General features: G+C 41.5%; 25 protein-coding genes. 22 read left to right on the forward strand and 3 right to left on the reverse strand.

Annotated features, from left to right (window positions below):
• The first annotated feature begins 37 nt into the window (after positions 1 to 37).
• The 17 genes from ltnD (at position 38) to tatC (ending at position 15837) form a co-directional block, all read left to right on the forward strand.
• Positions 38 to 934: an L-threonate dehydrogenase gene (gene ltnD, locus EL244_RS02825; RefSeq protein ID WP_126458612.1), complete on the forward strand. Its 897-nt coding sequence runs from the start codon at positions 38 to 40 to the stop codon at positions 932 to 934.
• On the forward strand, positions 931 to 2208 hold the full coding sequence (gene otnK, locus EL244_RS02830) for a 3-oxo-tetronate kinase (protein WP_126458615.1): 1278 nt from the start codon (positions 931 to 933) through the stop codon (positions 2206 to 2208). The genes ltnD and otnK overlap by 4 nt, the downstream gene beginning before the upstream one ends.
• Positions 2201 to 2845, forward strand: a complete 645-nt coding sequence (gene otnC, locus EL244_RS02835; RefSeq protein ID WP_006815948.1) for a 3-oxo-tetronate 4-phosphate decarboxylase — start codon at positions 2201 to 2203, stop codon at positions 2843 to 2845. The genes otnK and otnC overlap by 8 nt, the downstream gene beginning before the upstream one ends.
• A gap of 10 nt (positions 2846 to 2855) precedes the next feature.
• Complete coding sequence (gene otnI / locus EL244_RS02840) at positions 2856 to 3635, forward strand: 2-oxo-tetronate isomerase (protein ID WP_126458618.1); 780 nt, start codon at positions 2856 to 2858, stop codon at positions 3633 to 3635.
• A gap of 9 nt (positions 3636 to 3644) precedes the next feature.
• Positions 3645 to 4412 (forward strand): DeoR/GlpR family DNA-binding transcription regulator, encoded by a 768-nt coding sequence (locus EL244_RS02845; protein WP_006815946.1) that lies wholly within the window; start codon positions 3645 to 3647, stop codon positions 4410 to 4412.
• Between the two features lie 57 nt (positions 4413 to 4469).
• Positions 4470 to 5429, forward strand: coding sequence for a D-erythronate dehydrogenase (gene denD, locus EL244_RS02850; protein ID WP_126458621.1), 960 nt, complete (start codon positions 4470 to 4472; stop codon positions 5427 to 5429).
• A gap of 11 nt (positions 5430 to 5440) precedes the next feature.
• Entirely contained in the window at positions 5441 to 6817 is a 1377-nt protein-coding gene (locus EL244_RS02855; protein WP_115163952.1) for a GntP family permease, read from the forward strand.
• Positions 6818 to 7085: 268 nt separating this feature from the next.
• A complete protein-coding gene (udp, locus tag EL244_RS02860) occupies positions 7086 to 7841 on the forward strand; it encodes a uridine phosphorylase (RefSeq protein WP_126458624.1) in 756 nt (251 codons plus the stop codon).
• Between the two features lie 294 nt (positions 7842 to 8135).
• Positions 8136 to 8918, forward strand: a complete 783-nt coding sequence (locus EL244_RS02865) for a tyrosine-protein phosphatase (protein WP_126458627.1) — start codon at positions 8136 to 8138, stop codon at positions 8916 to 8918.
• A 107-nt stretch (positions 8919 to 9025) separates the two neighbouring features.
• The gene (locus tag EL244_RS02870) at positions 9026 to 9556 is read left to right on the forward strand and encodes a DedA family protein (protein ID WP_039855712.1); all 531 of its coding nucleotides are present in this window, start codon (positions 9026 to 9028) and stop codon (positions 9554 to 9556) included.
• A gap of 106 nt (positions 9557 to 9662) precedes the next feature.
• On the forward strand, positions 9663 to 11018 hold the full coding sequence (gene rmuC / locus EL244_RS02875; RefSeq protein ID WP_006815940.1) for a DNA recombination protein RmuC: 1356 nt from the start codon (positions 9663 to 9665) through the stop codon (positions 11016 to 11018).
• A 75-nt stretch (positions 11019 to 11093) separates the two neighbouring features.
• The gene (gene ubiE / locus EL244_RS02880; RefSeq protein ID WP_006815939.1) at positions 11094 to 11849 is read left to right on the forward strand and encodes a bifunctional demethylmenaquinone methyltransferase/2-methoxy-6-polyprenyl-1,4-benzoquinol methylase UbiE; all 756 of its coding nucleotides are present in this window, start codon (positions 11094 to 11096) and stop codon (positions 11847 to 11849) included.
• 1 nt (position 11850) lies between these two features.
• Positions 11851 to 12504 (forward strand): ubiquinone biosynthesis accessory factor UbiJ, encoded by a 654-nt coding sequence (locus EL244_RS02885; protein ID WP_126458630.1) that lies wholly within the window; start codon positions 11851 to 11853, stop codon positions 12502 to 12504.
• Positions 12491 to 14125: a ubiquinone biosynthesis regulatory protein kinase UbiB gene (ubiB, locus tag EL244_RS02890; protein ID WP_006815937.1), complete on the forward strand. Its 1635-nt coding sequence runs from the start codon at positions 12491 to 12493 to the stop codon at positions 14123 to 14125. The genes EL244_RS02885 and ubiB overlap by 14 nt, the downstream gene beginning before the upstream one ends.
• A gap of 113 nt (positions 14126 to 14238) precedes the next feature.
• Positions 14239 to 14526 (forward strand): twin-arginine translocase TatA/TatE family subunit, encoded by a 288-nt coding sequence (gene tatA, locus EL244_RS02895; protein ID WP_039855708.1) that lies wholly within the window; start codon positions 14239 to 14241, stop codon positions 14524 to 14526.
• A gap of 3 nt (positions 14527 to 14529) precedes the next feature.
• On the forward strand, positions 14530 to 15066 hold the full coding sequence (gene tatB / locus EL244_RS02900; protein WP_006815935.1) for a Sec-independent protein translocase protein TatB: 537 nt from the start codon (positions 14530 to 14532) through the stop codon (positions 15064 to 15066).
• Between the two features lie 3 nt (positions 15067 to 15069).
• Positions 15070 to 15837 carry a Sec-independent protein translocase subunit TatC gene (gene tatC / locus EL244_RS02905; RefSeq protein WP_006815934.1) on the forward strand — a complete coding sequence of 256 codons (768 nt, stop codon included), beginning with the start codon at positions 15070 to 15072 and terminating at the stop codon, positions 15835 to 15837.
• Positions 15838 to 15913: 76 nt separating this feature from the next.
• On the opposite strand, the gene rfaH is transcribed toward tatC, so the two are convergent.
• Positions 15914 to 16408 carry a transcription/translation regulatory transformer protein RfaH gene (rfaH, locus tag EL244_RS02910; RefSeq protein WP_126458633.1) on the reverse strand — a complete coding sequence of 165 codons (495 nt, stop codon included), beginning with the start codon at positions 16406 to 16408 and terminating at the stop codon, positions 15914 to 15916.
• 175 nt (positions 16409 to 16583) lie between these two features.
• Between rfaH and pepE the strand changes: the two genes are divergently transcribed.
• The 3 genes from pepE (at position 16584) to fre (ending at position 19606) form a co-directional block, all read left to right on the forward strand.
• Positions 16584 to 17309: a dipeptidase PepE gene (gene pepE / locus EL244_RS02915; RefSeq protein ID WP_006815932.1), complete on the forward strand. Its 726-nt coding sequence runs from the start codon at positions 16584 to 16586 to the stop codon at positions 17307 to 17309.
• Between the two features lie 112 nt (positions 17310 to 17421).
• Positions 17422 to 18894 carry a 4-hydroxy-3-polyprenylbenzoate decarboxylase gene (gene ubiD, locus EL244_RS02920; RefSeq protein ID WP_006815931.1) on the forward strand — a complete coding sequence of 491 codons (1473 nt, stop codon included), beginning with the start codon at positions 17422 to 17424 and terminating at the stop codon, positions 18892 to 18894.
• Positions 18895 to 18904: 10 nt separating this feature from the next.
• Positions 18905 to 19606 (forward strand): NAD(P)H-flavin reductase, encoded by a 702-nt coding sequence (gene fre / locus EL244_RS02925; protein WP_112836119.1) that lies wholly within the window; start codon positions 18905 to 18907, stop codon positions 19604 to 19606.
• 272 nt (positions 19607 to 19878) lie between these two features.
• On the opposite strand, the gene fadA is transcribed toward fre, so the two are convergent.
• Together fadA and fadB are read right to left on the reverse strand one after the other, a co-directional pair.
• Positions 19879 to 21045 carry an acetyl-CoA C-acyltransferase FadA gene (fadA, locus tag EL244_RS02930; protein ID WP_126458637.1) on the reverse strand — a complete coding sequence of 389 codons (1167 nt, stop codon included), beginning with the start codon at positions 21043 to 21045 and terminating at the stop codon, positions 19879 to 19881.
• Positions 21046 to 21049: 4 nt separating this feature from the next.
• A complete protein-coding gene (fadB, locus tag EL244_RS02935) occupies positions 21050 to 23242 on the reverse strand; it encodes a fatty acid oxidation complex subunit alpha FadB (protein ID WP_126458640.1) in 2193 nt (730 codons plus the stop codon).
• Between the two features lie 258 nt (positions 23243 to 23500).
• On the opposite strand from fadB, the gene pepQ reads away from it, so the two are divergent.
• Complete coding sequence (pepQ, locus tag EL244_RS02940; protein ID WP_126458643.1) at positions 23501 to 24835, forward strand: Xaa-Pro dipeptidase; 1335 nt, start codon at positions 23501 to 23503, stop codon at positions 24833 to 24835.
• The gene (locus EL244_RS02945; protein WP_126458646.1) at positions 24835 to 25449 is read left to right on the forward strand and encodes an IMPACT family protein; all 615 of its coding nucleotides are present in this window, start codon (positions 24835 to 24837) and stop codon (positions 25447 to 25449) included. Before pepQ ends, EL244_RS02945 begins: the two co-directional genes overlap by 1 nt.
• Positions 25450 to 25473: the final 24 nt, after the last annotated feature.

The following is a 25473-nucleotide window of genomic DNA, read 5'->3' on the forward strand; positions in this document are numbered from 1 at the left end:
ACAACATTCACGAGAATTAACAATATCAGGGGTCACAATGAAAAATATTGGTGTTATTGGCCTTGGTTCCATGGGGATGGGGATAGCTCAGTCTCTTATAAGAAAAAATATTCCTACCTATGGATTCGATTTAAATCCACAAGCTTGCAATGCGTTACTCGAGTATGGCGCTAAAGCTGCTGGAGCCAGTGCAATTGAATTTGCTCAACAACTTGATGCATTGCTGATGGTGGTCGTTAATGGCCGCCAAGTCGACAATATTCTATTTGGTGGAGAGAAGCCGCTGGTTGAGCAGCTTCGTCCAAATACCATTATTGTATTGCATAGCACCTTAGCCGCTGAGCAAACTAAAAATATTGCTGCGCGCCTTGCACCATATCAGTTACCGCTTGTTGATGCGCCTATCTCCGGTGGAGCCGTTAAGGCAGCTGAAGGTAAGTTAACAGTAATGGCATCCGGTGAGTCGCAGCTATTCGATCAACTTGCTCAGGTATTCGATGCAATTTCAGAGCGTTTATATCGCGTGGGCGATGAGGTTGGCTTAGGTTCTACAGTAAAAACTATCCATCAGCTTTTAGCGGGTGTGCATATTGCTGTAGCGGCTGAAAGCATGGCTCTTGCCGCTAAGGCAGGAATTAATTTGGATGTGATGTATGACATTGTTACCCATGCTGCGGGCAATTCATGGATGTTCGAAAACAGAATGCAGCACGTTCTTGATGGTGACTACACACCAAAATCCTCGGTTGATATCTTTGTGAAAGACCTTGGTTTAGTAATGGAAACGGGCAAAGCATTAAATTTTCCATTACCTCTAGCAGCAACAGCACATCAAATGTTTATTTCAGCCAGTAATGAAGGTTTTGGCTTGCTGGATGACAGTGCGGTGATTAAAACCTTTAAAGGCATTACTTTACCGGAGAAAAAGGCATGACAGTGAAATTAGGTGTGATTGCTGATGATTTTACCGGAGCCACCGATATCGCAGGTTTCATGGTTCAAAATGGCTGGAAAGTGGTTCAGTTACTGAATGAACCCACTGAGCATACCCAAGTACCACACAATGTGGATGCAATTGTTATCAGTCTAAAAAGTCGTTCTTGCCCAGTAGATGAAGCGGTAAATGCGTCGGTAAATGCGTGTGATTGGTTGAAGAATAAAGCGAATTGCCAGCAAGTATTTTTTAAATATTGTTCTACGTTTGATTCAACGGAAAAAGGCAATATTGGCCCTGTGACTGACGCGCTAATGAAGCAACTTGGTACCGACTTAGCGTTAGTTTGCCCTGCTTTACCCGTAAATGGTCGTACCGTTGTGCATGGTCATTTGTTTGTTAATGGGCAGCTACTGAATGAAAGTGGTATGCAACATCATCCTGTGACGCCAATGACAGATGCAAATCTGATGAGAGTGATGGAAAAGCAGTCATCAGGAAAAGCAGGACTGATCAAATTAGTGGATGTTCAAGCAGGAAGTGCGGCAATTAAAGAACAATTAGATTCGTTACGTCAGCAAGGTGTGAGTTATGCCGTCGTTGACACGCTGACGATGGATGACTTACTGCCAATCGCTCAAGCGACTAAGTCGATGCCGTTATTAACGGGAGGATCGGGTTTAGGTGCTGCAATAGCCAATATTGATAGTCAATCAATTTGGGGGGCAGAAACAAGCCATGGTAGCAAACCTACTGGGCAACATCGTAAAACGGTGATTTTGTCAGGTAGTTGCTCGTTAATGACTAACAAGCAAGTACAACATTACCTTCAAGTTGCGCCAAGTAAGGCTTTAGATGTTGGTGAGTGCTTGAATAACCTAGAGTATGCGAAATCACTGGCAGCATGGGTTATGTCCCAGAAAACAACGGGTTTAGCCCCTTTGCTATATGCGACTCAATCACCAGAGCTATTGAAACAAACTCAAGAAAAATACGGTGCATCTCAATCCAGTTTAGCGGTAGAAAACGTCTTTGGTGATGTGGTCAAGTTACTCGAAGAACAAGGCTATAACACGTTCATTATTGCTGGTGGGGAAACCTCAGGAAAAGTGGTTCAAAGCCTTGGGACTGAACAATTAAGTATTGGTTCGCCTATCGCACCGGGAGTGCCATGGGTACAGGATTTAGCAAATGGTAACTGGTTAGCACTGAAATCCGGAAATTTCGGTCAGGAAAATTTTTTCCAGTTAGCACAGGAGATGTTTAATGAGTAGTCACGAACAGACGCTACGCCAAGAGCTAGTCGATTGGGCTAAATCGATGTTTAACCGAGGCTACAGCAGTGGTGGTGCAGGCAATATTAGTGCTCGTTTACCTGATGGTTGCATTATTGTCACGCCAACCAATTCAAGCTTTGGCGACCTTGTTCCCGAGCGCCTGAGTAAGCTTGATGCGCAAGGAAATTGGATTGATGGTGATAAGCCCACAAAAGAAGTTTCCATGCATATGGCGATGTATTTGCAGCGTCCAGATTGCCAAGCCGTGGTGCATCTTCATTCACCTTGGCTAACGGCGCTATCCTGTTTGCCTAACTTGGATGCAACAAATTGCCTACCACCGATTACACCGTATTACGTGATGCGCGTAGGAAAATTACCGCTCATTGAATATTTACCTCCAGGGGACGATCGCATTGGAGAGGAAATTGCAAAATTGGCACCTAATCATAATGCCGTTTTGTTATCTAACCATGGTCCTGTTGTGGGTGGGAAAACATTAAGACAAGCATTTTTTAATGCTGAAGAATTAGAAGATACGGCACGCTTGTATATCACATTGCGTCCACATGGTTTTACCACGCTAACGCCAGAGCAAGTTCAAGAGCTCGAAAGCCGTTATCCACAGAAATGAGGGCATAGAAATGGCTAAATTTGCAGCAAATCTCAGTATGATGTTTAACGAAGTTCCATTTATGCAACGTTTTGAACGTGCAGTTAATGCTGGCTTTACGGGCGTTGAGTATCTTTTTCCTTATGAAGAAGATGCAGAGGCTATCGCCGCCGAACTTAAAAAACATCATTTAACCCAAGCTCTGTTTAATATGCCCGCCGGAAACTGGGGGGCAGGGGAGCGAGGGATGGCATCAATTCCGGGTCGTGAAGATGAATTCGCTCAAGGCGTTCAAACGGCACTGAAATATGCCAATGCACTCGGCTGCAAGCAAGTCCATGCTATGGCTGGAAAAATGAATGAAAAATTCACGCCAGAACAGCAAAAAGCCTGTTTTATTCAGAATATTCAATATGCTGCTGATGTGATGGCGGAGCATGGAATTCGTGTACTTATCGAGCCAATTAATACTCGTGATATGCCGGGGTATTTTTTAACAACTCAAAAGCAAGCAGAGTCACTATTACCCGAAATTGATCGCGATAACGTCTTTATTCAGTTGGATTTATATCACTGCCAAATTATGGAGGGTGATTTATTGAAAACAATTGAGCGTCTATGGGGTAAATTTAGTCATATTCAGATAGCGTCAGTTCCTTTTCGTCATGAACCTGATAGCGGTGAAGTCAATTATCCATGGATTTTCAATCAATTAGATGAAATGGGATATGAAGGTTGGCTTGGATGTGAATATCATCCCGCAGGGCGTACAGAAGACGGTTTGGGCTGGCTAAAGCAAGCTAATCTCTAGGAGAACCTTATGATCCCTTCCGAACGTCGTGATTTTATTTATCGTTATGTCTATGAGCATCAGACTGTGTCTATTGGTGACTTGGTCGAGTTAATGAATGTATCTCACATGACGGTAAGACGCGATATTCGCATGCTGGAGGAAGAGGGTAAGGTCATCGGGATTAGTGGTGGCGTGAAACTTAATGATGCATTACGCCAAGAGCTCCCATGGAGTGAGAAAGCCAGATTGCATCATCGAACTAAGCGTGAAATAGGGCAATTCTCCAGCTCATTAGTTGAAGACGGTCAAGTGGTTTATCTCGATGCAGGAACCACCACGTTTGAAATCGCGAAAGTGTTAGGAGAGCGTTTTAATTTAACGATAGTGACGAACGATTTTTCCATCATGCAGTATCTGATGAATAAATCGCAGCTCAACTTGTATCACACGGGTGGACAAGTGGATAAGCGTAATCATTCTTGCGTGGGAAATACTGCCGCATCAATGTTACGAACACTGAATGTAGATATTGCTTTTATTAGCACTAGTTCATGGGATTTACTCCATGGGGTATCAACTCCACATGAAGAAAAGGTGCAAATTAAACAGACATTGCTTGATGTTGCTCGCCGTTGTGTACTCGTTTCAGATAGCAGTAAATTCGGTAAATATGGCATGTTCCGTGTTTGCCCATTAGATCAGTTGCACGACATTATTTGTGATAACCAACTGCCTGCTGATGTTGTGCAGCAGATAATCGAAAAAAATATAAAACTTCATTTAATAAATACATAAAAAAACATCTTACCTAGTGATGCATAGCTCTTAAGAGTTATAGCAAGGAGAATGACAATGAAAGTTATTATTACTGGTGGCGCAGGTTTTCTGGGCCAGCAGCTAGCCGCTGCTTTGCTTAAAAATAACCAAGGATTAAAATTTAACCAACTTATTTTAGCGGATATTCAATGCCCTACATCGCCTATTGAAGATTCTCGAGTAAGTTGTATCGCATTAGATTTAACTCAGTCTGGCGCTGCAGATAAATTAATTGATGCTGAAACTGATGTTATTTTCCATCTTGCCGCCATTGTTAGTAGTCATGCAGAAAGTGATTTTGATTTAGGCATGAAGGTTAACTTTGAAGCAACTCGCCAGTTGCTGGAAGTTGCTCGTGCAAAAAATCCAGCAATCAAATTCTTATTCACTAGCTCACTGGCAGTATTTGGTGGTGAATTGCCGGATGTGATTACTGACTTATGCGTTGTTAATCCGCAGTCATCTTACGGCGCTCAAAAAGCCATGTGCGAACTGATGGTGAATGATTACTCACGCAAAGGTTATGTTGATGGGCGGGTGATGCGTTTACCAACAATCAGTATTCGTCCTGGAGTTCCGAATAAAGCCGCTTCTTCTTTCGCTAGCGGCATTATTCGTGAGCCATTAAATGGTATCGAAAGTGTTTGCCCTGTTTCTCCTAACTTAGCTCTATGGCTATCAAGTCCTGAAACGGTCATTAATAACTTTATTCATGCAGTCAGTATTCCTGCTCAACAATTTGGTCAATCTCGCACCGTTAATTTGCCGGGAATTACCGTTACGGTACAAGATATGATTGACGCACTGCGTGATGTTGCTGGGCAAAAAGCAGTGGATTTAATCCGTTTTGAGCCAGATGAAGCAATTAATCGTATTGTGGCAAGCTGGCCGGGTAAATTCGATATTACCCGTGCTTTGAGCTTGGGGTTCCGCGCGGATGGATCATTCAGTGATGGAATCCGTTCGTTCATTAAGCATCATGGCTCGGCCAAATAGGAGATTAAATAATGTCCTATATTCCTATTATTGGCCTAGCGGTGGCCATATTTGTCCTTATTTTCTTAGTATTACGAACGCGTGTACACGCACTGTTAGCGATGTTGATCGCTGCAGCCATTGCTGGGATTTCGGGGGGATTAACGGCTGCGGAAACGGTTACCGTGATTACAAAGGGTTTTGGTTCAACTCTTGGTAGCATTGGTATTGTTATCGGTCTTGGGGTCATGATGGGAAGAGTGCTGGAAGTTTCCGGCGCTGCTGAGCAGATAGCCTACAGTTTTATTAAATGGTTGGGTAAAAAACGTGAGGAATGGGCGCTGGCAATTACCGGTTATATCGTCAGTATCCCTATTTTCGTCGACTCCGCTTTTGTTATTTTATACCCACTAGCAAAAGCATTAGCTAAGAATGGAAAGCGCAGTATATTAACGCTTGGGGTTGCATTAGCGGGTGGCTTAGTTGTCACGCATCATACAGTGCCACCCACTCCGGGTCCTTTGGGTGTTGCGGGTATTTTTGGTGTTGATGTTGGTGCGATGATTCTAGCAGGTATGGCGCTGGCTATTCCTTGCGTTATTGGTATTGTTTTCTATGCAAAATGGTTAGGCAAAAAATACCCAGAATTTATTCCAGATGAAACGGGTAATGATGATTTAAAAGACGTGCATGCTCGTTATATGGAAGAAAAAGCCAATAAACCATTACCCAGCTTATTCTTATCGTTATTACCGATCATTACACCAATTCTGTTAATTTTTATTAATGCCATCAACGGATTATTACTAAAAACAGCAACATTCCAAGGTATGGATGACAATTGGTATTTCCAATCATTCCAATTCTTGGGGGCACCAATAATCGCGCTTTCTATCAGTGTACTGATTTCAGTTTATACATTGATGCCAAAAGCTTCTAAAGAAGAAGTCATTGACCGCATGGAAGAAGGTTTGCAGGCGGCGGGAATTATTCTTTTAGTCACGGGGGCTGGTGGGGCATTAGGCGCAGTTTTACGTGATAGTGGAACAGGCAATATTTTGGCGGAGCATGTGGCAAACCTGCCAATTACGCCAGTATTGATTCCATTTATTATCGCAACATTAGTGCGTTTAATTCAGGGGTCTGGAACGGTTGCAATGATTACCGCGGCATCTATTTCAGCACCGATTATTAGTGAAATACCGGATATTAACTTATTAGTTGCTGCCCAAGCGGCAACGATGGGATCGCTGTTCTTCGGTTATTTTAACGACAGTCTTTACTGGGTTGTGAACAGAATGATGGGGATTAAGGACGTTAAGCAACAAATGATTGTTTGGTCTATTCCAACCACAATAGCTTGGGGTATCGGATTGATTGGTGTTCTGATCCTTGATGTTGTGCTCTGATTTTACAAGATATTTCTATTCTGCCTATCTAAAGCGCCCTTATGGGCGCTTTTTTTCGATAATCGCATGCATTCATCTATACTGGTTGTATCTCATTCTTGGGCTTAAAGTTTCGCAGCCTTTTTTATGATCAAGATCTCGTTTTACTGAAAATGAATCAGTTGCGTTTTCATTAAAAGAGACATTCATCACTAAATGAGTCCGTATTAAACGCTATATTAACCCTAATGTACTAATTCAATGATGCCATTGTGTAAAGGAGTTTTATATGTCTGACGTTTTCCACTTAGGTTTAAAAAAGAGTGACTTACAGGGCGCTACTGTTGCGATTGTTCCTGGGGATCCTAACCGTGTTGAAAAAATTGCACGTCTGATGGATAACCCTGTACACCTTGCTTCATTACGTGAATTTACGTCATGGCGTGGTGAGCTTAATGGAAAAGCGGTTATTGTTTGCTCTACGGGTATCGGTGGCCCATCAACGTCTATCGCAGTTGAAGAGTTAGCTCAACTGGGTATCCGCACGTTCTTGCGTATTGGTACAACTGGCGCTATTCAAGAAAATATCAATGTTGGTGATGTACTCGTTACCACTGGTGCGGTGCGTTTAGATGGTGCTAGCCAGCATTTTGCACCAATCGAATTCCCTGCGGTTGCTGATTTCACCTGTACTAATGCATTGTACGCAGCAGCGAAAGATGCGGGAGCGACAGTTCACGTAGGTGTTACCGCATCTTCAGATACTTTCTACCCAGGTCAAGAGCGTTATGATACCTACACTGGTCGTGTTATGCGCCATTTCAGAGGCTCGATGAAAGAGTGGCAAGATATGGGCGTGATGAACTATGAAATGGAATCTGCAACACTGTTAACAATGTGTGCAAGCCAAGGTTTACGTGCAGGTATGGTTGCTGGTGTGATTGTGAACCGTACTCAGCAAGAAATTCCAAATGAAGCATTACTGAAAAAGACAGAAGGCAACGTATTGAGCATTGTTGTTGAAGCTGCTCGTCGCCTCCTCTAGTTTTCTAATTAACTGACCCGCTTACTTATTTCACTCGGTTGTGGATAACGAGTAAGCGGGTTTAGTTATCTATTTACGTTATCAGAACGCGTTTTTTTCTTGGAACTCATACCTCGTCGCTTTATTAAAACCCTATTTCTTTTCTCATTTTTTCTTATTCACTTAGTCGATGAATCTGTTATTGTCTTTTTAATCAGACTCACAAAAACTCCTTAACTTACTCAAATTATAGGTAATTGCCTTAACTCTCTTACTTGTTAATTTGGTTGGTATAGGAATGGAAAGGGAAAATACATGTCAACAAAACCTTACCTTCATCCTTCTGTACTCCCTTTAAAGGGAGGGATAAATTTTCGTGATTTAGGCGGCAAGAAGTTAGCAAATGGTGGGAAAATTAAGCCTGGAGTACTGTTTCGCTCGGGGGCTCTCGACCGCTTAACGCAAGATGACGAGAAAGTTTTACAGTCACAAAATCTATTTCAAATCATTGATTATCGAGATGAAGCTGAAATCATAGATAAGCCAGATATCGTCTGGAACGGTGCCCATTATGTTCATGCACCGGCAAATCCATTGGCAAAAGAAGTGAGTGCAAATTTAGACAAACTAACGCCGGAAGTGCTAGAACAGTTTGATCCTCAATCCTTTATGTTCCGCCTCTATGAATTACTACCGCTTAATAATGCGGCTTATCATCAGTTAGTCAGTATGTTGAAACAGCCTGAAAAGGGTGGGCTGGTGCAACACTGTGCCGTAGGTAAAGATCGTACAGGAATTGGTTCTGCATTAGTCTTATTTGCACTTGGGGCCGATGTAAATACGGTTATGGACGATTATTTATTAACCAATGAAACATTGGCTCCATTCCGTAATCACCTACTAGAAGAATTTTCAAAAACCATGAGCGAAAATGTGCTGAAAAAATTCGAGTATGTTTTTTCTGTACGTGAAGAATTTTTACTCACAGCGTTGAAAAGTATCGATACAAATTATGGTAATGTGGACAAGTGGTTAGAAAAAGATTTTGGGCTAGATAGTGCCCAACGAAGCGTGCTACAGAGCCATTTTCTCGAATAATACTGTCTGATTATTGCAAGTTGCAACCCTGCGGTTTCGTTGCAACTTTATTTATTTCAATTCACTATAATAATGTTATCAAACTAATTAGTGATAGGACATCGCCTTTGACCCTCAATGAAATCGTTACTCTCATCACGGATTTTACACGCGAGCATGAAGTGTGGGCGTGGCCTATCATTTTCTTTCTCGCTTTTGGTGAATCTCTCGCTTTTTTATCTTTATTATTGCCCGCAACAGTTATTTTACTGGGGTTAGGGGCATTGATTGGTGAGAGTGAAATTGCCTTTTTCCCAATTTGGATCGCCGCAGCATTAGGGGCTTTCTTTGGGGACTGGGTATCATATTGGTTTGGTTTTCACTACAAAGACAAAGTGCGTGAGATGTGGCCACTTTCCCGTAACCCTGAAATGATTGATAAAGGACATCGCTTCTTTGAGCGTTGGGGTGTTTGGGGAATATTCTTTGGTCGTTTCTTTGGCCCTATTCGGGCTGTTATCCCCCTTGTCGCGGGTATTTGTGAAATGCCACAACGTTATTTTCAGTTGGCGAATATGGGCTCTGCGATGGTGTGGGCTTTTGGGATCCTCGCTCCGGGGGCTTTAGGGATTCGCTGGTTTGCGAGTTGGATGGGATAAGCTGCGAAGCGGCTCGCAAAAAAGTCGCAGTATAGTGATTTCCCTCTGGACACTTATACAGTATCCCATTACCTTACTCTAGGTTCTGTAAAGTAAGGGTTTAACTGTGGATACCTCTCTTTTATATGCAATTATTGGCGCCTTGAGTGGCATTTTGACTGGTGGTTTAGCGGTCTGGTTTTCTATTGCTCAAAAAGTAGTCGTAAAGGAGAGAGAGCTACAAGAAGCTTATCGTCAAATAGCGGTAAGTGATGAAAAAAACAGTCATCTCGCTCAATGGAAAGATGAGTGTGACCGATTGGATCAAGAACTCAGAACACAGCGAGATATTAATCGTGAGCAAGAAGCCGAATTACGGGAAGTCATGACCCGTTTCGAACAAAGCCAACTAGCGAATGAAGAAAAACAACGCATACTACAAAATAGTGAACAGCGTCTCACTGCACAATTTGAAAACCTAGCTAATCGTATTTTTGAACAAAATGAGCGCAGGGCATCAGAACAACATCAAAAAAATTTAATGGCCATGTTGTCACCTTTTCGTGAGCAATTGGAAGGTTTTCGCCAACAAGTCCAGCAAAGTTATGGTGAAGAAGCCAAAGAGCGCCATACTCTGGCTTATGAAATTCGCCAACTTCAACAACTGAATAATCAAATGACCAAAGAGGCGATAAACCTGACTCGCGCACTCAAAGGCGATAATAAAATTCAGGGAAATTGGGGTGAAACAATTCTAACCCGTATCTTAGAAGTTTCTGGTCTACGTCAAGGAAGTGAGTTTGAAACGCAAGTTAGTATAAATACTGGCTATAATAGTCGATATCAACCGGATGTGATTATCCATCTTCCAGAGGGTAAAGATGTTGTTGTCGATGCGAAAATGTCATTGGTCGCGTATGAACATTATTTTAACAGTGACGACCCTGAGCAACAAAAACAAGGAATTAAAGATCATGTGGCATCAATTCGTAACCACATGAAAATGCTAAGTCGTAAAGACTACCACCAATTACCGGGTGTACGTTCACTGGATTATGTTTTGATGTTTATACCCATTGAACCAGCGTATTTGCTGGCGCTGAAAGAGGCGCCTGAGCTACTTGATGAAGGGTTGAAACTGAATATTATGTTGGTTTGCCCATCCACATTATTAGTGGCTGTGCGCACAATTAATAATTTATGGCGCTATGAACGGCAAGAGCAAAATGCACAAGAGATCGCAGATAGAGCAGCTAAAATGTACGACAAGCTACGCTTATTTGTTGATGACATGCAAGTTTTGGGCTCTAGCCTAGATAAAGCCAATAATACTTATCTATCAGCGATGAAACGTCTTGCTGATGGGCGAGGTAATTTACTCGCTCAGGCGGAAAGTTTTAAAGAGTTAGGCGTAGAAGTAAAGCAGTCTATAGACACTCAACTCATTGAGCGAGCTCAGAAGTCTAATTGTGCGGAATCTTAGACTTCTAATAGGGTTTTACCTCAAAGGCTGGTACACTTCTCAAAAAAGTTTGAACGATTAACAGGCATAATAGAAATGACCGAACCAAATAAAGAAACCATTGATTTTGGTTTCCGTACTGTAGAGAAAGAAGAAAAAGAGAGCCTAGTTGCGAATGTTTTTCACTCTGTAGCTGCAAAATATGATCTGATGAATGATCTGATGTCATTCGGTATTCATCGTATTTGGAAACGTTTCACAATTGAAGCGAGCGGGGTACGTCGTAATCAACGTGTTCTTGACCTTGCTGGTGGAACCGGTGACCTGACCGCAAAATTCTCTCGATTAGTAGGCGAAAAAGGTGAAGTCGTTCTCGCTGATATCAATGATTCAATGTTAAAAATGGGTCGTGAGAAACTGCGTGATCTCGGTATTGTAGGTAATGTAAATTACGTACAAGCTAATGCAGAAGAACTGCCATTCCCAGATAACTATTTTGACTGTATCACCATCTCTTTTGGTTTACGTAATGTTACCGATAAAGATAAAGCGCTGCGCTCGATGTTCCGCGTATTAAAACCAGGTGGACGCTTATTAGTTCTTGAGTTCTCTAAACCTATTATTGAACCGCTAAATAAAGCTTATGACGCTTATTCATTCCATATATTACCTCGTATAGGTCAGGCGATTGTGAATGATCCGGATAGCTATCGCTATTTAGCAGAGTCTATTCGTATGCATCCAAACCAAGAAACCCTAAAAGGGATGATGGAAAATGCAGGTTTTGAGCAAGTGTCCTACGACAATATGACTGGCGGTATTGTAGCATTGCATAAAGGGTTTAAATTCTAAGATGGAAGCACCATCAACACATAGTGAAAATCCAAATACGGTCTTGTACTCCTTGGTTACCGCAATGATGGAAACCTCTTTAAACCATATGTTGTTTAAGGAGAAAGTTCTGCAACCTGCAAGAATGCGTCTGGCAGGCAAAGTCATGGCGATTGAGTTGAAAGAGCTGAATAAAACGTTAACCCTGATTTTTGCTGAAAATCATGTGGATGTACTGAGTGAATGGCAAGAACCTGCCGATTGCACGATCAAAACATCCCTGTTTACGTTGATTAAATTGAAAGATAAACAGCAACTTTCACAGTTGATCAGTCATGGTGACATCGTGATTGAAGGCGACATGCAGATTGTTCAGCATTGGTCTTCATTATTGGACTTGGCTATTTGGAATCCTGCCCATTATTTATCACCTTATATTGGTGATGTTGCGGCTGAAGGGATTAGCAAGGTGTTGAGTAAAGGTGCTTGTCTGGCCTCTCGTTTAGTCAAAAGCCAGAAAACCTATGTGAAAGATGTCATCCTTGAAGAGTGGAAAATGGCGCCTAGCCAGTTAGAACTCGTCTACTTTAGTGATGAAGTTGAACAGATATCAAACTCAATGAGCCAATTAGAACAGCGGCTCAATCAGTTGGAGGAGAAGAATGACTCCCGGTGAAATAAAACGCCTTTACTTCATTATTCGGGTTTTTCTCTCTTACGGGTTAGATGAGCTGATCCCTAAAATTAAGTTAACACTGCCGTTAAGAATTGGGCGGTTAGGCTTTTTTTGGATCAGAAACAAACATAAAGATAAGGATGTCGGTGAAAGACTTCGCTTAGCATTGCAGGAACTCGGTCCAGTATGGATCAAATTCGGTCAAATGCTGTCAACTCGCCGAGACCTTTTTCCACCAGAAATTGCCGATCAGCTTTCTTTATTACAAGATAAAGTCGCAAGTTTTGATGGTAAATTAGCGCGTCGTTACATCGAAGAATCGCTTGGTGGCCCTCTAGAACAATGGTTTGATGATTTCGATGAGCAGGCATTAGCTTCTGCCTCTATTGCCCAAGTACACACGGCAATTCTGAAAGAAAATGGTAAAAATGTTGTATTAAAAGTAATTCGACCTGATATTTTGCCCGTCATCAGAGCAGATATTAAGCTGATGTATCGTATTGCTAATTGGATTCCCCTTCTTCCTGATGGGCGACGCTTACGTCCAAAAGAGGTTGTACGTGAATACGAAAAAACGCTAATTGATGAGCTAAATTTATTGCGTGAATCGGCTAATGCAATTCAGTTAAGACGTAATTTTGAAAATAGCTCAATGCTATATATTCCAGAAGTATATCCAGATTATTGCCGTGAAAACGTCATGGTCATGGAACGTATTTATGGTATTCCGGTATCGGATATTGCGGCACTAGAAGCGCAAGGTACTAACATGAAGCTATTAGCAGAAAGAGGGGTAAAAGTCTTTTTCACGCAGGTGTTTCGTGACAGTTTCTTCCATGCTGATATGCATCCGGGCAATATCTTTGTAAGTCGTGAACATCCTGAAGATCCGCTCTATATTGGGATTGATTGTGGAATTGTTGGCTCATTGAACAAAGAAGATAAGCGCTATTTAGCGGAAAACTTTATTGCCTTTTTTAACCGTGACTACCGTAAAGTCGCAGAGCTACATGTCGATTCTGGTTGGGTTCCCCCGGATACCAATGTAGAAGATTTTGAATTTGCTATTCGTACGGTATGTGAGCCAATTTTTGAAAAACCACTCGCTGAAATTTCCTTTGGGCATGTGTTATTAAATCTCTTTAATACCGCCCGCCGCTTTAATATGGAAGTTCAGCCACAATTGGTGCTACTACAAAAGACGCTGCTGTATGTTGAAGGACTGGGGCGTCAACTGTATCCACAATTAGATTTATGGAAGACGGCAAAACCCTTTTTAGAAGATTGGATTCACAGTCAGGTCGGTATTCCAGCGATCACAAAAGCTTTAAAAGAAAAAGCCCCTTATTGGGCTGAGAAAATGCCAGAAATTCCTGACCTTATATACGGAGCACTAAAGCAGCACCGATTTTTACAATCTAATATTGAGCAGCTTACTCAAGAATTAAAGCATCAACGTGCTAAGCAGCGTAAATCTCAGTACCTTTTAGGTATCGGAGCAACATTTATTCTTTGTGGTAGTTTATTCTTTATCTCTGACTTAACTCGAATTGCAGCAGTATTTATGACTGTGGGGGCATTATCGTGGCTTGTGGGTTGGTGTAAAGGAGACGATAATTAAGTAGACTTTGTTTTGCGACAAGTTTATAAGGCTGTGAACATTTCCGTATTTAGAGTAGGTTGTATATAATAGAGTTAGATACAATTGATCCCAAAACTATAGAGGTATTAACAATGGAATCAACTTTTGCAATGGCTTCTTTCGGCAGCCCTTGGCAATTAATTATTATTGCTTTGCTTATCATTTTGATTTTCGGTACCAAAAAACTGCGTTCTTTAGGTTCTGATTTAGGTGAATCACTTAAAGGCTTTAAAAAAGCCATGAATGATGATGAAGCTGCGAAAGCGAAAGCAGAGCAAGAAAAGCAAGATGCTGATTTTGCAACGAAAAATATTACTGAACAACAGGCTTCTGAAAAGAAAGACAGCCCAGTTGAGAGCAAAAATAAAGAGCAGGGATAAACCGTGTTTGACATAGGTTTTAGTGAACTACTGCTTGTTGCTATTATTGGTCTTGTGGTACTCGGTCCTCAGCGCCTTCCAGTAGCAGTGCGAACTGTTGCTGGTTGGATTCGTGCTATGCGCTCTATGGCGACAAATGTACAGAATGAGCTATCACAAGAACTAAAATTGCAAGAGCTGCAAGAGACTCTAAAAAAAGTTGAAGAGAAGGCTGGCCTAGAAACACTTTCTCCTGAACTTAAAAAGTCGATGGATGATTTGCGTCATGCTGCCTTGTCCTTACAAAGCGGTTATCAAGCAACGTCCAATGGTGTTCAATCTGAGTTGAACAAAGCAAAAGAGCTCACAGAAAACTACGATGCTGCGGTAAAGGAATCCCATGCGAGTTCTCAGCAAATTCAAGAATCAGATCCTGATCCTGAGCATGCTGCTAAAATGGCTGCGGTCGTTGAAGAAAAACCTGCTTCAACAACATTAACAGACACCAAGCCACTCGATGCTAAAGTAACAAACTCCAATCAAACAGAAAGTGAAAAATAACACATGGCTGTCAATGATACTCAACCACTTATTAGCCATCTAATTGAACTTAGAAAGCGGCTATTAAACTGTTTGATTACAGTATTAATCATATTTGCGGCACTCGCTTATTTTTCAAATGACATCTACCGGTTGGTCGCTGCACCTTTGATTGATAAGCTACCTGTTGGCTCTCAAATGAGTGCGACAGATGTTGCTTCAACGTTTTTTACCCCAATTAAATTAACAATGATGGTATCTGTGTTTGTCTCGATACCGGTCATTTTGTACCAAATTTGGGCATTTATCGCACCAGCGCTATATAAGCATGAACGCAGGTTGATGTTGCCACTGCTAGTTTCAAGTAGTTTCCTATTCTATCTGGGAATGGCATTTGCTTACTTTGTCGTGTTTCCGTTAGCATTTGGTTTCTTCGTAAAAACGACGCCAGACAGTGTTAACTTCATACCTGACATCAGTAAATATCTCAGTTTTGTCATGACGTTATTTATGGCGTTTGGGGCTGCGTTTGAAGTTCCGATTGCTATCATTTTACTGTGCTGGACTGGTGTAACAACGCCAGAATCCCTCAGACGTAAGCGTCCATATATATTAGTCGGTGCATTTATTGTGGGGATGTTCTTAACCCCTCCTGATGTCTTATCTCAAACTTTATTGGCAGTACCTATGTATCTGTTATTTGAGCTTGGGGTTTTACTCTCGAATTTCTATGTTGGCAAAGGTAGAAAAGGTCGAGAAGAAAATGAAGAAGACGCTGAAACCGAAGAATAATCATCATTTTTAAAATGATTTAGACATTAAAAAGCCCATTTTATAATGGGCTTTTTATATCTCGCTAACGATTAAATTATTCAGTCAATTTTTTAAATTGAGTATTATCAATTACTTTAACAACATTAGTGTTTAAAATATTGAGTAATAATATAGAGCGAGACTCGCCATCTGGTTCGTCAAAGATGGCTTTCACTCCAGCAAATATCCCGTCAGTAATAATGACACTATCCCCGTGAGCAGGAAGGTCTGGAGCTTTAGAATGACCAATAGGAGCTTGCTGTAGAAGCTCCATAATTTCTTCAGGGACCTCGACGGGAAGTTTACCAAAGCGTATAAAGTGGCTAACTCCACGAGTAGATTGGATCGTGGTTGTGTGGATTTTTTCATGGTCGAATTTTACAAATAGATAATTTGGAAAAAGCGCTTCAGTAACAATAACTCGCTTACCTCGAACGACTTTTTCCATTTCTGTCATGGGAGTCATGCAAGTGACATATTGTCGAGTTAAGTGCTCAATCGCTCTGTCAAGCTGACCGCGTTTGCAATACAGCAAATACCATTTTTCCATTTTTTGATCCCATCCAACAAAATTATGCTTATGATAACAAATTAAGGCATAACAATGTGACTAATGATGAGCCACGCAATATTATTCATACCCACAAGTATAGATTAATTCAGTAGTTACAAAACTTGGGTACATTATAATCACAGCAACAAATACACTTTTTGTAGGAGACACCATGGATATCTTTTTATTGAGTAATGGCAAACTTTCGGGTAATCCGGTATGGCTGAGTTATGCATTACCACGTATTAATGAAATGATTGAGCGTAAAAAAATTAAGTCAGCGGTATTAGTCCCGTATGCCGTTTTACGTGGCTCTCATGATGAAAGAGCAGCTCAGCTCTCTGAAGCTCTAGGTATCGAAGTCACTTCTATCGAACATTTCTCAAGTCCAGTCGAAGCAATTGAACAAGCAGAATGTATTTTGGTGAGCGGTGGTAATACATGGTGGCTGAATAAATGCCTGCATGAAAATGGATTGATTGTTGCCATTCAGCGTGCAGTACGTGAACGTGGTGTTCCTTATATTGGCTGGAGTGCGGGTTGTAATGTGGCAACTCCAAGTATCCGTACGACTAATGATATGCCAGTAAGCAATGCGGTTATTATGCCATCGCTGGGATTGTTCCCTATGCAAATTAACCCTCACTACATCGATGCTCACATTTCAGGGCACATGGGCGAAACTCGTGATGAACGTTTGCAAGAATTTTGTGTAATTAACCCTCATGAGGTTGTTGTTGCGTTACGTGAAGGTAGTGGCTTACAAATTAAAGGTAATGAATTGAGCTACTTTAGTGGCAAAAACGAGGGTTTTAAATTGTTTCAGCACAACAAAACATTCCCTGAACAATTCGATACCGTATCATTGACGGATTATGTCCCGTTTGATTGTAAGTAAAATGATATACTTAATCTCAAGAATACTGATTATTAAGCATGTTTAACAGTGACTTGTAACCTTGGCTGGGAGCCTTATAATGAGGTTCCCCCTGTAATTGTAAAAGAAGATAATGAAATACCGTGACCTTAGAGATTTTATCGCGCAGCTTGAAAAGCAAGGCGAACTAAAACGCATTACGATGGAAGTCGATCCTTATTTGGAAATGACTGAAATCGCAGATCGTACGCTAAGAGCAGGGGGACCAGCCTTACTATTTGAAAATCCTAAAGGCTATAAGATGCCTGTCTTGTGTAACTTATTTGGAACTACCAAACGGGTTGCTATGGGGATGGGACAAGAAGATATTAAAGCGCTTCATGATGTAGGCAAGTTACTCGCTTTTCTTAAAGAACCTGATCCTCCGAAAGGTTTCCGTGATCTAATGGATAAGCTTCCTAAGTTTAAACAAGTGCTTAATATGCCAGCTAAACGTTTAAACTCAGCGCCATGTCAGGAGCAAATTTGGGCTGGGGATGACGTTGACCTGACCAAAATTCCTGTAATGCACTGTTGGCCAGAAGATGCCGCACCGTTGATTACTTGGGGTTTAACGGTGACTAAAGGTCCTCATAAAGAGCGCCAAAATTTAGGCATTTATCGCCAGCAAGTCCTGGGGAAAAATAAGGTTATTATGCGTTGGCTTTCCCATCGTGGTGGAGCTTTAGATTTCCAAGAATGGTGCCAACAACACCCAGGAGAAAAATTCCCTGTAGCGGTTGCTCTTGGTGCAGATCCTGCGACAATTCTAGCGGCAGTGACCCCGGTACCTGATACGCTCTCAGAGTATGCTTTTGCTGGGTTACTCCGTGGCAATAAAACTGAGGTCGTAAAATGTATTTCTAACGATCTCGAAGTTCCTGCTGGCGCAGAAATTATTCTTGAAGGTTATATTGAACCTGGAGAAATGGCGCCTGAAGGACCTTATGGTGACCATACTGGTTACTATAATGAAATTGATGATTTTCCTGTTTTCACCGTCACTCATGTTACTCAGCGCCGTGATGCGATTTACCATTCTACCTATACTGGACGCCCACCCGATGAGCCCGCGGTATTAGGTGAAGCTCTCAATGAAGTCTTGGTGCCTATTTTACAAAAGCAGTTCCCTGAAATTGTCGATTTCTACTTACCTCCAGAAGGATGTTCATATCGTTTGGCTGTGGTAACCATGAAAAAACAGTATGCAGGACACGCAAAAAGAGTAATGATGGGGGTCTGGTCTTACCTGCGACAATTCATGTACACTAAGTTTGTGATTGTTTGTGATGATGATATCAATGCCCGTGATTGGAAAGATGTCATTTGGGCAATCACTACCCGTATGGATCCAGCCCGCGATACGATAATGATGGAAAATACGCCAATAGACTATCTCGACTTTGCATCTCCGATTTCTGGCCTTGGCTCAAAAATGGGACTTGATGCGACAAATAAATGGCCGGGAGAAACGAGTCGTGAATGGGGACGCCCAATTGTGATGACTGAAAGCGTTAAATCCCGCGTTGATGATATTTGGGAACAATTGAATATTTTTGAAAAGTAAGAGGAAATCCATGGCAACTTTGAGCTGCAAAGTCACATCTGTCGAGTCCATCACGGATACGGTTTATCGGGTTATTTTGTTGCCAGATGGTCCTTTTCATTTCAAAGCCGGTCAATATCTCATGGTTGTTATGGATGAAAGGGATAAGCGTCCATTTTCGATGGCTTCAACACCTGAAAATAAACAGTCCATTGAGCTGCATATCGGAGCTTCTGAATTCAATCTATATGCGATGGCCGTGTTAGATAGAATTTTAGAACAACAGCGGATTGATATCGATATCCCTCATGGCAAAGCATGGTTCCGTGAGAATAGTCAAAATCCAATCATTTTAATTGCAGGGGGGACGGGATTTTCTTATACCCATTCCATCCTGCTTGCCGCCCTTGCAGAAAATCCTCACAGAGATATTACGTTCTATTGGGGGGGCCGCCAGTTAGAGCATCTATACGACTTGGGTGAACTGCAAGCTCTCAGTGAACGTTATTCTAATCTCAAAGTTATCCCTGTTGTTGAGCAACCTGATGAAAATTGGCGAGGCAGAACAGGGACTGTATTGAGTTCGGTACTGGAAGATTTTGGCGATCTATCTGAACACGATATTTATATTGCAGGTCGGTTTGAGATGGCGAAGATTGCGAGAGATCGGTTTTGTGGCGAGAGGAATGCTAAGGCGGCTCAGTTGTTCGGTGATGCCTTTGATTTCCTGTAATCTAAACATCCCCGTCATATTTCAAGCCACAGGGGTGTTGGCTTCATAAAGCTACCCTATCACATACTTTAGTATGCTCAAGGGATAGCTTAACTTGCCGCCTACCTGTGACCTGAACTATTTAGGGAATAGACGGAGTTGTATTCAAAATAGTGATTAGTTGATTAGTTGATTAGTTGGTTGATTTCACTGAGCTGTTTTGTGGATAAAAAAATCCCGCCCCTGACTAGGCGGGAACATTGACAAACATGACAATGTAACGGCAAAACTTCTTAAATTCTTTCAATAATTGTGGCTATACCTTGCCCAAATCCAATACACATAGTCGCTAATCCAAACTGCTTATCTTGCTGTTCTAGTTGGTTTAATAGCGCTGTTGTTATTCTTGCTCCAGAGCAACCTAATGGATGACCCAATGCAATGGCGCCGCCACTTAGATTAACTTTTTGATCAATTTGGCTTTCTGGAATTCTTAAACCTTTCATACAGGCAATCGACTGGGCTGCAAATGCTTCATTCAGCTCAATAATATCGATATCATTTAAAGATAATCCCGCTCGTTTTAAAGCTAGCTCGGTGGCAGGAACTGGTCCGAACCCCATAATTGAAGGGTCACAGCCGACAACTGACATGGCACGGATCTTGGCTCTAGGCTTGAGACCATGTTGATTTGTGTAGGATTCACTAGCTAATAGCATGGCTGAGGCACCATCTGAAAGTGCGGATGAATTTCCTGCGGTAACGGTGCCACTGACGGGGTCAAAAGCAGGGCGTAAGGCGGCTAAACCCTCTAAGCTTGCATCAAAGCGAATGACTTCATCGTATGTAACAGAAACTAAATTACCATCAGTATCATGGCCTAAAATCGGGACGATCTCCTGACCAAATTTGCCACTTTTTGTTGCCGCAGAGGCACGTTGATGAGATCTCAATGCAAAGGCATCTTGCTCTTCGCGACTTATTTTATACATCTTAGCCAGCATCTCTGCAGTTAATCCCATCGCACCAGCGGCTTTAGCTACACGCAAAGTTAGCTTCGGATTAAAATCAATACCATGGGTCATAGGCACATGCCCCATATGTTCAACTCCGCCAATTAAGACTGAATGCGCATCCCCAGTCATGATAAAGCGGCTAGCGTCATGGATCGCTTGCATGGATGAGCCGCATAAGCGGTTAATTGTTACTGCGGGAACGGTATGAGGAATATCTGTTAAAAGGGCTGCATTTTTGGCAACATTAAACCCTTGCTCTAAGGTTTGCTGGACGCAGCCCCAGATGATGTCATCAAGCTCTTTCTTTTGAGCATTGGGATTGCGTTCAAAAATCGCATTCATCAGTTGTGCAGAGAGGTCTTCTGCTCTTACATGACGAAATACACCACCTTTGGAACGCCCCATTGGAGTGCGTATACCATCAATAATGAAGACATTTTCCATAGGATTAACCCCTCACAACTTTTTTGACATCGATAGCCACAACGGGTGGCTGCGGATAATATCTGGCATTGGTTGCCGCTTTCTCTTTTAATCCATTTGGCACTTGATAAAGCGGGCTTAAGTGGGAATAAGATTCTGCAGTTTTGACATAAGATTGACTGCCTAGGGTATCAAGGTAACAGAATACGCCTCCTCGGAATGGTGGAAAACCAAGTCCGTAAACCAATGCAATATCAGCATCTGAAGGACTTTGAATAATGCCTTCTTCTAAACACCGAACCACTTCATTAACCATTGGTGCCATCATGCGAGCAATAATTTCTTCCTTGGTAAACGAACGTTTATTTTGGCGAATAGCGAATAATAATTCGTCTGTATGTGGGTCATCGATTTTTTTCGGTTTGCCTTTTTTATCTGTTTCATACAGATAAAAACCTTTACCATTTTTCTGACCAAAGCGTTGCTGTTCAAACATAATATCGATGGCATTTTTACCCACTTTTTGCATGCGTTGTGGAAAGCCTTGAGCCATGACTTGCTCTGCATGAAATGCAGTATCAATCCCGACGACATCAAGTAAGTAAGCAGGTCCCATCGGCCACCCAAACTCTTTCTCCATGACTTTATCGATTTCTCTAAAATCGGCACCATCTTGAATCAATAAATTAAAGCCCGCGAAGTAGGGGAATAAAACTCGGTTAACAAAAAAACCAGGGCAATCATTAACAACAATCGGGGTTTTTCCCATCTTGTTTGCGAATGAAACAACTTTGGCTATGGTCTCTTCGGAGGTCTTTTCTCCACGTATAATTTCGACCAAAGGCATACGATGGACTGGATTAAAAAAATGCATCCCGCAGAAATTTTCTGGGCGTTTTAATGAGTTAGCTAGCTCTGTAATTGGGATCGTAGATGTGTTTGACGCAAGTAGAGTCTCCGATGTGATTAATGATTCAACTTCGGATAATACCGCAGCTTTAATTTTGGGATTTTCAACAACAGCTTCAACAATAATCTGTACGTTCTCAATACCAGAATAAGATAACGATGGATGAATAGAGGCTAACGTTGTCGCCATTCTATCGGCAGTAATTTTGCCTCTTTCAAATTGGCCATTGAGTAATTTTTTGGCTTCATTGATGCCAAGATCCAGAGATTTTTCGTTGATATCTTTCATTAAGACCGCAATGCCTTTGCTGGCAGATTGGTAGGCGATACCGCCCCCCATGATTCCCGCGCCCAGAACAGCAGCTTGTATCGGTGCTGTTACTTTGCCAGCAATTTTTTTACTGGTTGCTTTAACTTGTTGATCATTAAGAAATACGCTAACTAATGCACGGGCAACATCACTATGTGCGAGAGGTACAAAGGCAGCTGTTTCATGTTTTAATGCTTCTTCACGAGTACAGTTAGCGGCTTTTTCAATTGTATTTACGGCTGTCATTGGGGCTGGATAATGTTTACCAGCGACTTGGTAGACCATTCCTTTAGCAACACTAAAACTCATCGTCTGCTCAATAGGAGATAGTTTGAGAGCTTCGAGTTTTGGCTGACGTTTTTGCTTCCAATTAATAGCACCAGCAATAGCTTGTTCGATAATTTGTAATGCCGCTTGTGGGAGTTTTTCTGTTTCTACAACAGCATCAACGAGACCGAGTTTAAGTGCTTGTGTACCGCTAACATCTTTTCCTGCGGTAATAATCTCTAATGCGCTATCAAGCCCAATTAAACGAGGTAATCGAACGGAGCCACCAAAGCCGGGCATAATACCTAATTTTGTTTCAGGTAAACCAATTCTGGCATCTGGAGAAGCAATTCTAAAATCAGTGGCTAAGATACATTCGCAACCACCACCGAGAGCATAACCATTGATTGCGCTAATAGTTGGAACGGGAAGGTCTTCGAGGCGATTAAAAATATGATTAGCGTAAGATAACCACTCACTTAAAGTCTCTTTTGAAGCTTCAAAGAGAGATAAAAATTCTTTTATGTCAGCACCGACAATAAATGCGGGTTTATCTGAACGCAGAATAACACCTTGCAAATCAGATTGCCGTTCAAGAACGGTAACAGCTTCATCAAGTGAAGCAACGGTATGGGTATCCAATTTATTGATTGGACCTGATGCATTAAACACCAATTCTGCAATACCTTTTTTCAACCATTGAATATAGATTGTTTCACTTTGATAAAGCATGCTGTTCTCCTTTAGATAACTGAGTTATCTGGTATGACCAGATGAAATTTAGTGTGACTAGAATGTTAATTAATTGCAAATGTTTAATAACAAAAGTGGAATGCTGCTCACAGGAATAAAGTGAAATAACGTAATGTTAATATGGTATTTTTGTTAATTATCAATATATTAATAAATGAATATAATAGAGTGCATACACGTTAATATCAGAACGTGATAAGCTCTATTTTTCTAACGAATACTGTAAGGTTGAATGAAATGGAAAAACTGGCTGGACTCTACGCTGAACACATCAAAACACTACAAAAAACAACTCAGCAAGTTTTACAACGCAGTAAATTAGATGCCATCTTAATTCACTCAGGGGAGCCGATTCGCATCTTCCTTGATGACAGTGATTACCCATTTAAAGTTAACCCACACTTTAAAGCTTGGGTGCCGGTCACCGATGTCCCGCACTCGTGGTTATTAGTTGATGGTGTTAATAAGCCTAAGCTATGGTTTTATTCACCAGTAGATTACTGGCACAGTGTAGAACCATTACCAAATAGTTTTTGGACGAAAGAAGTTGAATTAATTCATCTGAAAAATGCAGATGAAATCAAAGATTTTTTAGCTAATCTGCCAAAAGAGCATGTCGCTTATATTGGTTCTGCGACAGCGAAAGCAGAATCTTTAGGTATCTCCTCTCACAACATCAATCCAAAACCAGTGCTGGATTACTACCATTATCACCGTTCATATAAAACAGATTATGAATTGTGCTGCATGCGTGAAGCGCAAAAAATGGCTGTGAATGGTCATCTTTCTGCATTTGAAGCATTCCAAGCAGGTGCTAGCGAATTTGATATTAATATTAGTTATCTAGAGGCTACGGGGCACCGAGATACTAATGTTCCTTATGGTAATATTGTGGCTCTTAATGAAAATGCCGCAGTACTTCACTACACGAAATTACAGCAAACTGTTCCCAATGAAGTTCGTAGCTTCCTGATTGATGCAGGTGCTGAATATAATGGTTACGCTGCGGATATTACTCGTACTTATGCCGCCAAAAGTAAAAGTGAATTTGCTGCATTAGTCGCGGATTTAAATGCAGAACAGTTAGCGTTAATTCATACGATTAAAGCTGGCGTTCGTTATACGGATTACCATGTTGATATGCATCACCGTATCGCCAGATTATTGGTTAAACATGGGATAGTTAAAGGAATTAGCGAAGACTCAATGGTAGAACATGGGTTAACGACGCCATTTTTACCTCATGGTTTAGGTCACCCTCTTGGATTGCAAGTTCATGATGTCGCTGGTTTTATGCAAGATGAGGAAGGTACACATTTAGCTGCACCAAAAATGCATCCTTTCTTGCGCTGTACTCGAGTATTAGAGCCAAGAATGGTGCTAACAATCGAACCAGGTCTCTATTTTATTGAATCTTTATTATCTGGCTGGCGCGCTGGAGAGTTTAGTCAACATTTCAATTGGGATAAAATCGAGCAATTCAAACCTTATGGTGGTATTCGTATTGAAGATAATATCGTTATCCATCATAACCATATTGAAAATATGACTCGAGATTTGCATTTACCGTAATGAGACCCTATTCAATTCCGGCAGAAACGATCTCTTTCGCGGAAGAGATCAAAAAAAGTCGTTTTATTACTTATATAGCGCATACCGAAGGTATTGACGCGGCGAAAGATTATATCCAATCAATCAAAGCTCAATACCCAGATGCCCGGCACCATTGCTGGGCATTTGTTGCTGGTCGACCTGATGATTCCCAGCAGTTAGGATTTTCTGATGATGGGGAGCCAACAGGAACGGCCGGCAAGCCTATCATGGCACAATTACTTGGAAGTCATTTGGGTGAAGTTACCTGTGTTGTAGTGCGCTATTTTGGCGGGATAAAGCTAGGAACAGGAGGGCTGGTTCGCGCTTATGGAAGTGGCGTACAGCAAGCGCTTAAAATCCTACCCACAAAAATAAAAGTTCCTCAAAAGATCTTTAATTTGATATGTGATTACTCCCTTATCAATGGAGTTGAGCAATTATTGGCTCAGGTAAATGGTATGATTCTACACAGTGATTATAATGAGTCTGTATCTTTGCAAATTTCTATTCCTGCTAGCTGTGAGCAGGAGGTCAATGATAAATTACGCGATATTAGCCGTGGTGAAGTAAAACTCATCGAACAATCGCAATAGTAAATAGCCTAAGCAAGGAACTGG

The organism is Providencia rustigianii (assembly GCF_900637755.1).
GTDB classification, from domain to species: Bacteria; Pseudomonadota; Gammaproteobacteria; order Enterobacterales; family Enterobacteriaceae; genus Providencia; species Providencia rustigianii.

Excerpts from the sequence above, each read along its gene's own strand:
- EL244_RS02885 (WP_126458630.1), top strand. The coding sequence starts at position 11,851 with ATGGAAGCACCATCAACACATAGTGAAAATCCAAATACGGTCTTGTAC.
- denD (WP_126458621.1), top strand. The coding sequence starts at position 4,470 with ATGAAAGTTATTATTACTGGTGGCGCAGGTTTTCTGGGCCAGCAGCTA.
- otnC (WP_006815948.1), top strand. The coding sequence starts at position 2,201 with ATGAGTAGTCACGAACAGACGCTACGCCAAGAGCTAGTCGATTGGGCT.
- rfaH (WP_126458633.1), bottom strand. The coding sequence starts at position 16,408 with ATGGAAAAATGGTATTTGCTGTATTGCAAACGCGGTCAGCTTGACAGA.
- tatC (WP_006815934.1), top strand. The coding sequence starts at position 15,070 with ATGGCTGTCAATGATACTCAACCACTTATTAGCCATCTAATTGAACTT.
- EL244_RS02855 (WP_115163952.1), top strand. The coding sequence starts at position 5,441 with ATGTCCTATATTCCTATTATTGGCCTAGCGGTGGCCATATTTGTCCTT.
- fadB (WP_126458640.1), bottom strand. The coding sequence starts at position 23,242 with ATGCTTTATCAAAGTGAAACAATCTATATTCAATGGTTGAAAAAAGGT.
- fadA (WP_126458637.1), bottom strand. The coding sequence starts at position 21,045 with ATGGAAAATGTCTTCATTATTGATGGTATACGCACTCCAATGGGGCGT.
- EL244_RS02945 (WP_126458646.1), top strand. The coding sequence starts at position 24,835 with ATGAGACCCTATTCAATTCCGGCAGAAACGATCTCTTTCGCGGAAGAG.
- EL244_RS02865 (WP_126458627.1), top strand. The coding sequence starts at position 8,136 with ATGTCAACAAAACCTTACCTTCATCCTTCTGTACTCCCTTTAAAGGGA.
- fre (WP_112836119.1), top strand. The coding sequence starts at position 18,905 with ATGGCAACTTTGAGCTGCAAAGTCACATCTGTCGAGTCCATCACGGAT.
- otnK (WP_126458615.1), top strand. The coding sequence starts at position 931 with ATGACAGTGAAATTAGGTGTGATTGCTGATGATTTTACCGGAGCCACC.
- otnI (WP_126458618.1), top strand. The coding sequence starts at position 2,856 with ATGGCTAAATTTGCAGCAAATCTCAGTATGATGTTTAACGAAGTTCCA.
- pepE (WP_006815932.1), top strand. The coding sequence starts at position 16,584 with ATGGATATCTTTTTATTGAGTAATGGCAAACTTTCGGGTAATCCGGTA.
- ubiE (WP_006815939.1), top strand. The coding sequence starts at position 11,094 with ATGACCGAACCAAATAAAGAAACCATTGATTTTGGTTTCCGTACTGTA.
- tatA (WP_039855708.1), top strand. The coding sequence starts at position 14,239 with ATGGAATCAACTTTTGCAATGGCTTCTTTCGGCAGCCCTTGGCAATTA.
- ubiD (WP_006815931.1), top strand. The coding sequence starts at position 17,422 with ATGAAATACCGTGACCTTAGAGATTTTATCGCGCAGCTTGAAAAGCAA.
- ltnD (WP_126458612.1), top strand. The coding sequence starts at position 38 with ATGAAAAATATTGGTGTTATTGGCCTTGGTTCCATGGGGATGGGGATA.
- udp (WP_126458624.1), top strand. The coding sequence starts at position 7,086 with ATGTCTGACGTTTTCCACTTAGGTTTAAAAAAGAGTGACTTACAGGGC.
- pepQ (WP_126458643.1), top strand. The coding sequence starts at position 23,501 with ATGGAAAAACTGGCTGGACTCTACGCTGAACACATCAAAACACTACAA.
- ubiB (WP_006815937.1), top strand. The coding sequence starts at position 12,491 with ATGACTCCCGGTGAAATAAAACGCCTTTACTTCATTATTCGGGTTTTT.
- EL244_RS02845 (WP_006815946.1), top strand. The coding sequence starts at position 3,645 with ATGATCCCTTCCGAACGTCGTGATTTTATTTATCGTTATGTCTATGAG.